The 13,388-nt window shown below is 52.2% G+C and carries 9 protein-coding genes; 8 read left to right on the top strand and 1 reads right to left on the bottom strand.

The genetic code is table 11. The annotated features are described in order from the left end of the window. Positions 1 to 79 precede the first annotated feature (79 nt). The 8 genes from BLR64_RS13700 (at position 80) to BLR64_RS13665 (ending at position 10,439) form a co-directional block, all read left to right on the top strand. Positions 80 to 1,810, top strand: a complete 1,731-nt coding sequence (locus BLR64_RS13700) for a cellulase family glycosylhydrolase (RefSeq protein ID WP_090714919.1) — start codon at positions 80 to 82, stop codon at positions 1,808 to 1,810. A 233-nt stretch (positions 1,811 to 2,043) separates the two neighbouring features. Beyond that, positions 2,044 to 2,874 (top strand): spore germination protein, encoded by an 831-nt coding sequence (locus BLR64_RS13695; RefSeq protein WP_279615463.1) that lies wholly within the window; start codon positions 2,044 to 2,046, stop codon positions 2,872 to 2,874. A 10-nt stretch (positions 2,875 to 2,884) separates the two neighbouring features. After that, positions 2,885 to 3,967 (top strand): GerAB/ArcD/ProY family transporter, encoded by a 1,083-nt coding sequence (locus BLR64_RS13690; RefSeq protein WP_090714915.1) that lies wholly within the window; start codon positions 2,885 to 2,887, stop codon positions 3,965 to 3,967. Beyond that, positions 3,960 to 5,060 (top strand): Ger(x)C family spore germination protein, encoded by a 1,101-nt coding sequence (locus BLR64_RS13685; RefSeq protein ID WP_090714914.1) that lies wholly within the window; start codon positions 3,960 to 3,962, stop codon positions 5,058 to 5,060. The genes BLR64_RS13690 and BLR64_RS13685 overlap by 8 nt, the downstream gene beginning before the upstream one ends. A 158-nt stretch (positions 5,061 to 5,218) precedes the next feature. Further along, positions 5,219 to 6,223 (top strand): ABC transporter substrate-binding protein, encoded by a 1,005-nt coding sequence (locus BLR64_RS13680; RefSeq protein ID WP_090714912.1) that lies wholly within the window; start codon positions 5,219 to 5,221, stop codon positions 6,221 to 6,223. After that, positions 6,204 to 6,986 (top strand): ABC transporter ATP-binding protein, encoded by a 783-nt coding sequence (locus BLR64_RS13675; RefSeq protein ID WP_090714910.1) that lies wholly within the window; start codon positions 6,204 to 6,206, stop codon positions 6,984 to 6,986. Before BLR64_RS13680 ends, BLR64_RS13675 begins: the two co-directional genes overlap by 20 nt. Beyond that, positions 6,986 to 7,732, top strand: coding sequence for an ABC transporter permease (locus tag BLR64_RS13670; protein WP_244157696.1), 747 nt, complete (start codon positions 6,986 to 6,988; stop codon positions 7,730 to 7,732). The genes BLR64_RS13675 and BLR64_RS13670 overlap by 1 nt, the downstream gene beginning before the upstream one ends. A 337-nt stretch (positions 7,733 to 8,069) precedes the next feature. After that, positions 8,070 to 10,439: an S-layer homology domain-containing protein gene (locus BLR64_RS13665; protein WP_167360674.1), complete on the top strand. Its 2,370-nt coding sequence runs from the start codon at positions 8,070 to 8,072 to the stop codon at positions 10,437 to 10,439. A gap of 177 nt (positions 10,440 to 10,616) precedes the next feature. On the opposite strand, the gene BLR64_RS13660 is transcribed toward BLR64_RS13665, so the two are convergent. Beyond that, positions 10,617 to 13,211, bottom strand: coding sequence for a beta-L-arabinofuranosidase domain-containing protein (locus BLR64_RS13660; RefSeq protein WP_090714905.1), 2,595 nt, complete (start codon positions 13,209 to 13,211; stop codon positions 10,617 to 10,619). Positions 13,212 to 13,388 lie beyond the last annotated feature (177 nt).

Below are 13,388 nucleotides of genomic sequence, written 5' to 3'. Positions count from 1 at the left end.
AGTGGAGGTGACAGGTGTACCAGGCACCGGGGGATCGCAAGACAATGATCATTCATTCATAAGGGAGGATTAAGTATTCATGCCTAAGAATAAATCATCGCTGCCACAAGCATTGCCCAGGCTATTATTATTCGCACTATCCGCATTTCTGCTGCTTGCACTGGTAACGCCAAATGTATCTGCGGCAGCTTCCGCCTCCAAGAAACCTAAACCAACCGCCATGCAGACCTATGTGGATGCCATGCAGCCGGGCTGGAATCTCGGCAATACGCTCGATGCTACAGGCCCCGACGAAACCTCTTGGGGCAACCCGAAGGTTACCAGAGAGCTAATCAAGAACATTGCCGGCCAGGGCTACCGGAGCATCCGCATACCCGTAACCTGGGATGTACACATCGGTGCGGCTCCAAACTATACAATTGAAGCAGCCTATCTGGCCAGAGTTCGGCAGGTGGTGGACTGGGCGCTCGCCGAGAAGCTATATGTCATGATCAATGTCCACCATGATTCCTGGATGTGGGTCAGCGGGATGGAGCAGAAGCCTGGCGAGGTTCTGGCCCGCTATAACGCAGTCTGGAAACAGGTGGCTGCAGTATTCAAGAACTATCCGAACAAGCTGATGTTCGAGAGCATTAACGAACCGCGGTTCACTGACGGCGGCACGACAGATGAAGCAAAAGCCACCGCTATGCTGAACGAGCTGAACAAATCCTTCCACAGCATCGTCAGAAGCTCAGGAGGCAAAAATGCAGTCCGGCCGCTGGTGCTCCCATCGCTGGAATCCTCCCCGACCCAGGAGCGGATGGATGTGCTGTACCAGACGATTACCGGGCTGAAGGACCCTAACCTGATTGCTACTGTACATTACTACGGCTTCTGGCCGTTCAGCGTCAATATAGCCGGCTACACCAAATTCGATGCCGATACGCAAAATGATATCATCCAGACCTTTGACAAGGTACACGCTACCTTTACTGCCAAAGGCATTCCGGTTATCCTCGGCGAATACGGACTGCTTGGCTTTGATCAGAGTACGGCCGCGATTGAGCAGGGGGAGAAGCTGAAATTTTTTGAATTCCTCGGCTATTACCTGAAAGAGAAGCGGATTACTTCGATGCTGTGGGACAACGGGCAGCATTTTGGCCGTACGACTTATAAGTGGTCTGATCCGCAGCTGTTCACGATGATCAAGACCAGCTGGACTACACGCTCGGCCACTGCTGAAAGCGATCTCATCCATCTTGAAAAGGGTGCTATGGTCAAGGATACCACCATCCTGCTTAACCTGAACGGCAACAAGCTGAAGTCGCTGAGCGTAGCCGGCAGCAAGCTTAAGCAAGGCAGTGATTATACCCTCAGCGGCAATAAGCTGACAATTAAGGCAGCCAAGCTGGAGAGCCTTACCAAATCAGGCAAGCTGGGTGTTAACGCCATCATTACCGCGAAATTCAACAAAGGTGCTGCCTGGACCTTCAAGCTGACGGTCTTTGCCCAGCCTAAGCTCAGCAGCGTCTCCGGTACAACGGCCTCCTTTAAAATTCCGACTGTATTTAACGGAGACAGCCTGGCGACAATGGAAGCCGTGTATGCTGCAGGCGGCAACGCCGGGCCGCAGAACTGGACACCTTATAAGGAGTTTGCTTACACGTTCAGCCCTTCCTACAGTACAGGGGAGATCAGCCTGACGGAGAATTTCTTCAAGGAAGTCAATGACGGGGAAGTGATCCTGAAATTCCACTTCTGGAGCGGTAAAATTGTAAGCTACAAGCTTACGAAGAGCGGAACCGCGGTTAGCGGTGAAGCAATCTAGCGCAATCTAGCTTAGCATCAGGAAGCCTCCCTTACCCTTACCGGGTAAGCGGAGGTTTTTTTGCTGTATCCGAAGCCGTCATAAATATCCAAGAAAGATTTGGAGATACTACCGGAATCTGAGCAAGGAAAGGAGTGCCGTTATGATGGAAAGAAATCAGCCGGAAGAGCTTTCGCTCGAACATATCCTTAAGGAGCTTGATCAATGTGCCGATTTGAACTGATGGAGGCAAGCTGACCCAGTTTATTGAAGACATGCCGAATTCAGTGTTTCCGCAATTTCTCACTACCGAAAGACCTGATGTTGCGGTGTCCAAACTGACCGCCGGGCGGATTATCGTGATGATTGATAACAGTCCGACAGCACTTAGTGCTCCGGCCTCATTTTTTGAGTTTTTCTCATCCCCTGATGATTATTACCAGCGCTGGGCGCTGGGCACGGCTTTGCGGCTGCTCAGGTATCTGGCTTTGGTAATTACGATAACTTTTACTGCGATGTATGTCTCCGTGACCACCTTCCATTATGAAATGATTCCGGAGGCGCTGCTGAGAACGCTGGCTGAATCGCGGAACAGAGTGCCTTTTCCTCCTGTCTATGAGGCGTTGCTGATGGAGATTATGATTGAGCTGCTGCGCGAGGCAGGAGCCCGGCTTCCCTCCAAAATCGGCCAGACCATCGGCATCGTTGGCGGTATTGTCATAGGACAGGCAGCGGTGCAGGCAGGTCTGACCAGTAATGTACTAATAATTGCGGTTGCATCCTCGGCAATTGCTTCTTTTGTTATTCCCAGCTATATGATGAGCGCATCCATCCGGCTGATCCGTTTTGGAGTGATTATCCTTGCCGGAATTTGGGGCAATATGGGGCTGGTGATTGGAATGGCGCTGATTGTCATTCACTTGTCGGGTCTGACCAGCCTGGGCACCTCTTATATTACACCTGTCGCACCTATGAAAACCAAGGACTGGAAGGATGTTTTTATACGGGCGCCGTTTTCCATGCTGAGAAGTCGTCCCTCCCAGACCCGAACGAATAACCTGATACGTCAAAAAAGCAGAGAGTAGGAATGTGCTTATGCAGCAGAAGATCAGCCCCTTTCATATTGCCGTTCTTACTTACATGGCCCAGGCGGGAATGGTGCTTTTTACCCTGCCGAGGAGCCTGGCGGATTACTTCGGAACGAATGGCTGGCTGGTACTGATCCCTTGCTTCCTGCTATCCGCCTTTAATATCTGGCTGATCTCGCTCGTTTTTCGTCTGGGGCAGGGGCGATCTGTGTTTGCAATTCTGGAGCAGTCTGTTCCTAAGATGCTGCTTTACCCTCTATATTTTCTGCTGGCAGGTTCATGGCTGATATTCGGCTGTATGATCGGTAAAAAATATGTGCTGGTTTTTCAGATGCTGTCTTTTCCGTCAACCAATCCGATGCTGTTTAAGCTGGCTATAGATGTGCTGGCCTTCTTACTGCTGATCAAGGGTATTCAGGGGATTTCCAAGGCGGCTACACTTTTCTTCTGGATGACGGCCTGGATGATTCTGCTGCTGGCATGGTTCATTCCCTCCTTCCGCTGGGAGCGGCTCACTCCATTCCTTCTTAAGGGCGGCCATGATCAGGTGAAAGGGTCAATAGAGGTGTATTCGGCTTTTTTAGGCTATGAGCTGACTCTTTTTCTGTTCCCGCATGTCAAGAAGAACAAAAAGTCCATATGGGCCATCCATGTCGGGAATCTTTTTTTAATGCTGAATTATCTTAGCTTATCGCTGATCTGCTTTGGCCTTTTCAGTCTGAATCAGTTAAAAAAGCTGCTGTATCCCGTGCTTGATCTGCTGGCTTATATACAGTTCCCTTTTATTGAACGACTGGAAAATCTGCTATACGGCTTTTTTCTCTTCCTGATTCTGATCACACTGGTGATGTATTGGTGGGCAGCACAGCTAACAGTCCAGAGGATGATGCCGAAACTGAATATGAAAATACTGCTGCTCATTCTGATTTTTATAGCCTATGGAATCTCCTTTTTTGCAGAAACACTGGAACAGGTAAACGTCTGGATTACGAATTTAGGTTACGCTGTTACCGGAATAGCCTTTGGTCTTCCCACGCTGCTGATTATGATTTTACTGCTTCAGAGAAAAGGGGGCACCACTCATGGGTAAGCTGCGGATAGCTGCTGTAATTCTGCTGCTGCTGTTAACCGGCTGTAAAAGAGATGAACGGGTGCTTGAGGACCTGGGTATGGTTCAGACATCGAGCTATGATCTGCTGGAAAATAACAAGCTTAAGGTGGTCTCCTGCGTTCCGGTTATCGATCCGGATTCCCCGGTGCGCCGGGAGCTGCTGACTGCTGAAAGTGACAGTATCAAGGAGGCCCGGCTGCAGTTTTCACGGCAGACTGATCTGATGGTGGTCAGCGGGCAGCTTCGGGAGGTCCTGTTCGGGACGACGCTGGCCAAAGCAGGCATTGGCGGCTATACCGACACCCTGCTGCGCGATCCGTCGACAGCGCTGGGAGTCAGAGTAACAGTTGTGGAAGGGGATGCCGGAGAGCTCTTGTCCAAAACATACGAGCCCCATTCAGATACAGGAAGTTACATCACACACCTGCTGGAGAAGGAATCCTTAGGCAACAGTGTGCCGGCTACGACACTCTATGAATTCTCCAGAGATTATAATGATGACGGCATTGACGCTGTAACTCCGGTTGTAAAGAATGTTGGAAATAAGGTAACAATTGACGGGATCGCTTTGTTTCTAATGGATAAGTATGTCATGAAAATTCCGGTGGAGGACGGAATCATTTTCGCCCTGTTCCGTGATGATCTGAAGCAGGGCGAAGCGACCGTTAATTTGGGTAAACAGAACGGCAAGCCGGTGATCGTCATGTTCAGCTCCTTGTCGAGTAAACGAAAGGTCAAGGTGCATAAGAAGGGAGATGGCCGCTTCAAGGTCGTTATCTCAACTTCGGTCCAAGGCTCGGTACTCGAATATACCGGAGAAGAAAAGCTGAGTGCCCCCGGGACACGGCATAAATTAGAGGAGGAAATCTCCAAGTCTATTACAGAAAAAGCAGAGGAAATGATCCTGCAGATGCAGCAGGAAAAAACAGATGCCCTGGGTATCGGAAGGTATGTGCGGAACAGCCTGAGCTACAGGGAATGGACGAGCATGAACTGGCGGGAGGTCTACCCCCGGATTGAGGTGGATTGCCATGTCAAAGTAATCATTAAAGATTATGGAAAATATAGCTGATCCGGATAGTATTTAAATTTATAAATATACAAAATGAGACAATGGGTGTAAAATTGCAGTACTTACGCTTACGGGGGAAGCCTAGAGGCTTCTCTATTTCCTTATGTGAAATAATGCGCAAGCGAATATACTAGAGAGATTTGGAGGCAGGAAGATTTATGAAAAGAAAGAACTGGAAACACCTTACGATGCTGTTTACGCTAACCGCTGCGGTGGGCATGGTTGCGGCGGGCTGCGGCAATAACAATACAGCAAGCGGCAGTAATGCCGGGAATTCGGGCGGAGCTGCCGAAACGGCGGCACCGGCGGAAGCGGCGGTCGTAACACTGGGCCTGCTGCCTTCGATCGACGCTATTCCGTTCATCATCGCGCATGAGCAGGGCTTCGATAAAGAGCATAACGTTAACCTGGATATCCAGACCTTCAAAAGCGCCAAGGACCGCGATGTAGCGTTCCAGGCCGGTAAGGTCGACGGCATCAGCGCCGATCTGGTGGCGATTTCGATCTATAACGAAGCGGGATTGGATGTAAAAATCACCAGCACCACTACCGGTGAATTCGACCTGCTGACCGGTAATGACGACATCAAGGATGTGAAGGATCTGAAGGGCAAAACCGTTATTTTGTCCAAGAACACCTCCACTCAATATACGGTAGCGATGATGCTGAAGCAGGCGGGACTGACTGAAGCCGATATTACGGTCAGCGAAGTGCCGCAGATTCCGACCCGACTTGAGCTGCTCAAAAACCAAAAGGCTGATGCCGCGGTATTGCCTGAGCCGTTTGTAACGATGGGCGAAACCTCCGGCCTGCGCGTGCTGAGCTCGACTCATACTGCCGGCGTGAATCCGTTCGTGTTCGCTTTTCCGCAAAGTGTAATTGATGCCAAACCGCAAGCCATCCGTGACATGTATGCTGCTTATGATGAGGCTGTAGCGTATATGAAATCTCATGATCAATCGGAATATATCGATCTTATTATCAAAGAAGTGGGTTACCCGGAGACCTTGAAGGATCAGATCACAGTGCCTGCTTATGAGCCGGCAGTTCAAGTGGACGTGAAGGAAGTAGAAGCTGCTTTTGCCTGGGCGCGGGAGACAGGCCTGCTGACCAAAGATATTGCCCCTGAAGATGTGATCTCCGATGTCCAGTTTGGAAAATAACGGACTCTGCATCCGGGAACTGCAGGTCGAGTACAAGGGAGGCCAGGTGGCGCTCGGAAAGGTTACCCTGACGCTGCCCGAGCACGGCATCTATACGATTATCGGGCCTTCCGGCAGCGGTAAATCGACGCTCCTGCGGGCGGTTGCCGGCTTGCTGCCGGGCTACAGCGGAGAGCTGCTGTACAACGGCAAGCCCGTGCACGACAAGGATACGCTGGTCGGACTTGTCCCGCAGAATTACGGCCTGCTGCCGTGGAAAACGGTCCGGGACAACATCCGGATTGCCATGAAGATCACCGGAACGGCCGCAGCAGACAAGGCAGACCGGGAGACGCGGATTACCCGCTGGCTTGAGGCGATGGGAATCGCCGGGCTGGAGGGCCGCTATCCGCTGTCGCTTAGCGGCGGGCAGCAGCAGCGGGTGGCGATCGCTCGGGCCTTTGCGATTTTGCCGCAAATTATGCTTCTGGATGAGCCGTTCTCGGCACTGGATGCCGTGACGCGCGAGGCGCTGCAGCAGATTTTTCTCGATAACTGGCTGGCTCATCCGGCGACGGCGCTGTTTGTTACCCACGATGTGGACGAGGCGATTTTGCTGGGACAGAAGATTGTTATCCTCCCCGCGGGCACAGGAAAACGGACGGAGCTTGAGGTGCTCGATAACGCTGCCGTGTTCGGGATGAAGCATGGAGAGAAACGGGACAGCAATGCGTTTTTTGAGCAGACAAAAGTGATCAGAAAGGTAATGCAGGAGAAATGGTGATGAACAAGCGGATTAACCACGTGCTGCGGCTGTTATTCGTTTTTGCGGGCATGAATCTGGTCTGGTATATCGTCTATCTGCTGATGAACCATCCGATTCTGCCGTCTCCCGGCTCTGTGTATAAGGCGATGTTCCAGCTGGACGGCCATGAGGTGCTGCTGAATGTCGGGTACAGCCTGCTGCGGATTTTTGAGGGTGTGCTGCTGGCACTTCTGATCGGCCTGCTGATCGGACTGTTAATGGGGCGATCGCCGCTATGGAACAAACTGCTCGATCCGGTCGTCTATCTGACCTATCCGATTCCGAAGATTGCCCTGCTGCCGGTAGTGATGCTGTTCTTCGGTCTGGGTGAAACCTCCAAGGTGCTGATGATCATGCTGATTCTGCTGTTCCAGATCATCATCTCCGTGCGCGACGGCATCAAGGCCATCCCTGAGACTACATATGATGTACTGACCAGCATCGGTGCAAGCTCCGTGCAGAAATTCTGGAATGTGACACTGCCCGGTGCGCTGTCGGTCATCCTCAGCACGATCCGGGTCTCTCTAGGCACCGCGATTTCCGTGTTGTTCTTCACCGAAATTTACGGCACGGAGCACGGCATGGGCTTTTTCATAATGGATGCCTGGCTGCGGCTTGATTATCCGGAAATGTACGCGGGCATCATGCTGTTCAGCTTAGTAGGTTTTGTGCTGTTCCTGCTGGTGGACCTGCTGGATTACAGGTTCATGAGATGGCGGCGGTAAAGTAAAGGTAAGTTGTTGTGAGAGGCGGCCCGGCGACGGGCCGTCTTTTTGTGTTGGTGAGTTCGAAAACCTCGGACTGGGGCTGGCAGTTTGATCCGGTCGGCCTTAGCAAATGCACAGGAACCGGGTCGGCTTATGGTTGCTCCTGAAATTTCCTGTCATAAATAAAATATGGAAAAGTTATGTATTTGTATTTATAATTTAGGAGAGTAGCAGCTGGCTAAAATAGTAAAAAGTAAGCGTTTGCTGATACTATTGCGCCTAAGCTTCCGAAGCAAGTTTTGTATGGAGAATGCCCAGGAAGCCTATGCTAACAAAACTTTTAGGAGGAGATATTTTGAGTAACGACAGGAAGCCCTTTATCGGGCAGACCGCAAAAGCGGTTTTGATTACTTCGGTGGCGGTCGCGTTAATGCTGCCCGGAGGATTAGCTTCAGCAGCAGCTTCCACTTCCAATACGGCTGTACAAGAAGCGCCGGCAAAAGCTGCCCAGACAAATGCCGAGACACCTGATCCGGCAGAGGCCAAGATTACGCAGGAGCAGGCTGTGGCGAAGCTGAAAGCATTGTTCCCTGTGCTGAAAGATGCTACTGTATCGAACACACAGCTAGGCTCAGGCAACTCCTATCCGATGAATCCGGACCAGCTGGTTTGGAATATCCAGTGGGAGTTCAGGACCGGCAGCTCATCTTACGGTTTCTCGAGTGAAGTTGATGCCATGACAGGAGACTTGATCTCTACATATCTGTATTCCCCGTTTGTGGGGCAGACGGACAACTTCTATCCGCCAAAGGTATTACGGTCAGAGGCGCTGGAGAAGGCCAAAAGCTTCGTTTCCCAGGCAGCACCAACGCTGAAGAGCAGCGATCTGCAGCTCGATGAGAATATTACAATGAATGATTCGGCACTTTTTGGTCCTGTACAGTACTCCTTTTATTTCAATATCCTGGTTAACGGACTTCCTTCATCCAGTGACTCCGTAAGGGTTACGGTTGACGGCAGCGGGAATGTCATACAGTTCAGTAAATCGGCCACCGGTCTGAAATACCCGTCCGCCAAGCCTGCGGTGTCCCAGGAACAGGCGGAGAAGCAATTTAAAGAGAGCTTCGATGTTGCGCTATATTACACCCCTGTTTACAAAAAAAATCAGGTGGACAGCTGGGTGCTCAGCTGGAGGCCGCAGAATGAAGTCCTGTATCCGATTGATGCCCAGACCGGCAAACGGGTTGACTATGAAGGCATTGATGCTGCTCCGGCCGTTTATGAGGCCGTACCAGCCGGTAAGGAGGTTTTCCAGCCGGTAACCAGCGGGAGGGAGCTTACCGTCGATGAAGCGGTCAAGCAGGTGAAGAAGGTGGCAACCATCCCGGCGAACCGCAAGCTGGTCTGGCAGACGCTCGGTACCAATTACCAGAACAGCAAGCAGAAGGTTTGGTCGCTGGCCTGGAGTGATACTTCGGAAGCCGGTTATGCCGGAATGCCGCAACGCACTTATGCGGAGGTAAATGCTACGACCGGTGAAGTGCTCCAGTTCCAGATTGATCAATATAGCTATATGGCGGAAAGCAGCCGTCAGGATACTGCAGCCCCTCCCGCCGGAAGCAAGAAGCTGAGCCAGGCGCAAGCCAAGCAGCAGGCCCTGTCGCTGATTAACCGTTTGTATGACCAGGCCAGCAGCAGCCTGAAGCTGGCTGAGCACGGGGGAACCTGGAGCGTTCTGCCGAATGATAAAGGCTTCCGTTTTGAATTCCTCCGCTACTTCGATGGTATCCCTGTAAGCGAGGGCACGATTACGGTTACGCTGGACCTTTATGGCAAGCTGCAGTCTTATTCGAACTATAATGCTGTCAACTTCAGCAAAATCACCAAACAGCCTGCACCTGTAATTACCAAAGCTGAGGCACTGCAGAAATACTTGAACCTGTACACCTTGAAGCTGCAGTACAGCACAATGGGGGGCTATTTCAGCACTTCCAGTGGTGTATATACCGATCCTAAGGTAAAGCTGGTCTATTCTCCTGCACCGGTTGATACAAGCAAGCCGTATGAAGCGCTGAACGCGCAGACAGGCAACTGGTTCACCATTTACGACTATACCCTGAGCGGACAACGTCCGGCTGCTGCCAGCGCGGTTGATATTAAAGGCCATGCTGCAGAACAACAGCTGACCGAGCTGCTGAAATACGGGGTAATTACGCCGGATGCGGAAGGCAAGGTGGCTCCGGATCAGGTGATCACGGTGGGCGACTGGCTTAATTACATTGCCAAAGCCTCAACACCGTACTACGAGCAGTATTCCGCAAGTGCAGAAAATAAGGCAGTTGCCGGAGTCAGTCCTGACAGCGCGTATTTTGGTGCTGTGAACTATGCTGTCAGCCGCAGCTGGCTGAACAGGGATGCGGTAGTGAAGCCGGAGGACAGCCTTACCCGAGAGCAGCTTGCGGTGCTGCTGGCTTCTTTCCTGAAATACAGTAAGCTTGCCGCCTTCCTGAATAATGACACTACAGTCAGCAGCTTCAGCGACAGTGCAGCCATTGCGAATAAAGGCGCTGTAGCCCTTGTTGTACGGCTGGGGCTGCTCCAGGGCGACAATGGCAAGTTCAATCCGCAGCAGCAGGTAACCAAAGCTCAGGCAGCCGCCGTTATTATGAAGCTGGTGGAGCTGCAGGGCAAGACTGATACGGCCATCGGCCAGCAATATATGTAAGCCATTGCCGGGGCGCCTGCCCCGGCGGCTGAATGCATAACCGGCACTTTTCTTCAGGAAAAGCTGCCGGTTTGTTTATTACAGCAACCAAAAACCGTTCTGAGCGCAGGATAAGCAGCGCGTCAGAACGGTTTTTTTTAGGGGAAGCGGATGTTTGATGTTCCAGGTCAGCCTCTGCTAAAGCGCCGGATTTTTGATGATAGTTATGCTGTAATCCTTCGCGGCAGCATGGTCTTCAGCCTTAACAGTAAGCGCTAGCACAGTGCTGTCGCCCGGTAGGGAGACGGTTCTTGGCTGTGTATCATCAATCAGGATACCGCTGCAGTAGAGCAGGCCATTTTTATGTGCCAGCCCGGCGCGAAGCACTACAGACTGTGTTTCGGATGGAACGCTCAGAATGTAATCGCTCCGGTCTGCTGTGAACGGATGATCCAGGGTTCCTGCGTCAAAGCTCAGGCTGTCCAGCTCTGCCCGCTGATCGAAGCCGGTCATCATCCGCAGCAGGTCGAAGATTCCGTTCATCCCGCCCGGAATGACGAATTTGATTTCCAGCTCTGTGCGATCCTGAACAGCCTCCGCAGGAATCAGATAGCTCTTTGTATAGAAGGAACGGGGTTTATCCGTCATCAGCGTATCGCTGGCCAGCAGCTTGCCGTCTGCATAAATATCAATGGCCTTGCCGTTATTGCCCGAGAAATAAGTGATGGACAGATAGTTGTCCCGCTGCGGCAGAACCTTCATCCGATAACTGAACCAGCCGTTATTCTCGGCCTGCCTGATGTTATAACCGTCCCAGGTGGCTACAGTAGTGTGCTCACCTCTGATCTGATGCTCCAGCTCATATTGGTCATTGCCGACCGGAAGGCTGTCGATCGTTGCTTCCTGTATGCGCTGGCGCTGCTTGCCCTGCAGGATATGCTCCTGAAGCTCGGCGGAGTCAGCCTCTACCAGCTTCCAGTAGATGCCGTAGCGTTCATCATGCTGCTTGTAATGAGGGGTGAACACCAGCCGGCCATCTTCGTCCGTACCCCGGAGTATGAAGGCAAGCTCCCCTTCCAGTTGAATAAAATGCTGATCAAAATCCTCCAGCCAGCGCTCCGCACTCTGGCCTGCAGGTGTAATGAAATCCTTGACCAGCATGTTGCGGGTCGGTACGCTGACAGCCACACCGGTAGCGGATTCGGCCAGATCTTCTGTGCCGAGTGCGGCGCTCAGGACCACCGGGCCATAGCGGAAAGCCGCGACATTCGGGGCATCCGGCAGTGTGCGGTAGGACGCCTTCATCGGCAGCCGGAGACGGAGGGTATCCCCGTCTGACCACTCCCGTTCCAGCACGGCGTAGCGGCCGGACAGGTCAATGACCAGCTTCTGCCCGTTAAGCGTCAGCTCTGCCGCGCCTGCCAGCCAGTGGGGCAGGCGAAGGTGCAGGGCAACGGGCTGGCCGGCCTCTTTTAGTGTACGAATCCTGAATTCAGCAGTGTCATCATAAGGGAAATTGGCCGTCTGGGTCAGCTCAATCCCGTATTCCTCGGCAAGCACAGTCGAGCTTACGTACTGGTTCACATGGATGCCGCCGCTGCCATGGAAATACAGGCTGTCGTTCAGCTTGGTGAAGCTCTCCATCCCTGTTCCGGTGCAGCACCAGAAATGGTCAAACGGCGAGCTGTATACCTTGAAGTAGCCCGTGGCCATCGGCTGAAAATACATCGTCATCCCGGTATGCGGATTCTGCGACGAAAGGATTGCGTTGATAAAGGTATTTTCATAGAAATCCATATATTTCGCATCACCGGTAATCTTGTATAATTCCCGGCTCAGCTTCAGCATGTTGTAGGTGTTGCACGTCTCGGCCGTGAAGTTCGAGCGCTCCGCGTCCAGCATATCCGGGTCGCCAAAATGCTCCCATTCGCTGTTGCCGCCCGTTACATAGCTGTGATGGAAAACCACCATATCCCAGAACTGCTGCGCAGCCTCTAGATAGAACCTTTCGCTTTCACCCAGCACCCGGTACCGGTTCAGCGCCCCGAGAAATTTCGGGATTGTGGTATTGGCATGCTTGCCCTTCAGAATATCATGGCCTTCATGCACGGGAGTGAACAGGCTCAGCTCGTCGAACATATGGGCAGCCTGCAGATGGTGCTCGTCTCCGGAAATGTTGTACAGCTCGTAGAGACAGTCGTTCATTCCACCGTACTCGACGGATAATACACGCTCCTGAATTTCCGTAGACCAGCCTGAGCTGCGGTCATAAACCCAGCTTCCAAGCCGGGTAACCAGGGTGTAAGCTGTATTGCTGCCAGTAGCCCGGTATGCCGCAGTCAGGCCTGCAATGATCTTGTGCATGGTATACCAGGGCACCCAGGCGGGCTGTCTGTTCTCGACATTATCAAACAGCTGCTCGGGAAAAGCTGAAAGGTAACCGCTCTCAAACTGGCAGATAGCAAGCTCTTCCAACAGATACTCCAGCCGCTTCAGCAGGTGTGTGCTGCGGGTGGTTTCATAGGACTGAGACAGCGCGCTCAGATAATGGCCCAGGGTATGGCCGCGGATTTCGGTGCTTTCCCAGCCGGGGTATTTTTCACTCTTTGCAGACAAACCGCGGTTTTCGCGGAAGCCGGCGACCAGGCGGTCAAGGTCATAGCTTTTGAGATACAGTACTTCTTTGGAGAAGGCGTTGACGAAATAAGGATCGGTCACCGCAACCTGGTCCATCCGGAAGCTGTGCAATGTGGAACGTCCTTGCTTATGCGAAACGGTGTTGTGAGTGGTCATGTCTATAATCTCCTGCCTCTCGAATGACGGGCCGCCGGTCCTGCCGGCGCCTCCGTTTTTACTCATAACAACAGCTTATATTTTCATTGGATCAGCGGTAAATAGTGCAACGTTCGAATTTGTGTGAAAAGGTTAGGTGAGCATTGAACCATCTGTATGCCCTTAACGCGCAAATAA

Source organism: Paenibacillus typhae, assembly GCF_900099765.1.
Taxonomy (GTDB): Bacteria; Bacillota; Bacilli; order Paenibacillales; family Paenibacillaceae; genus Paenibacillus_AQ; species Paenibacillus_AQ typhae.
This window is presented reverse-complemented; position numbering and strand designations above follow the sequence as displayed.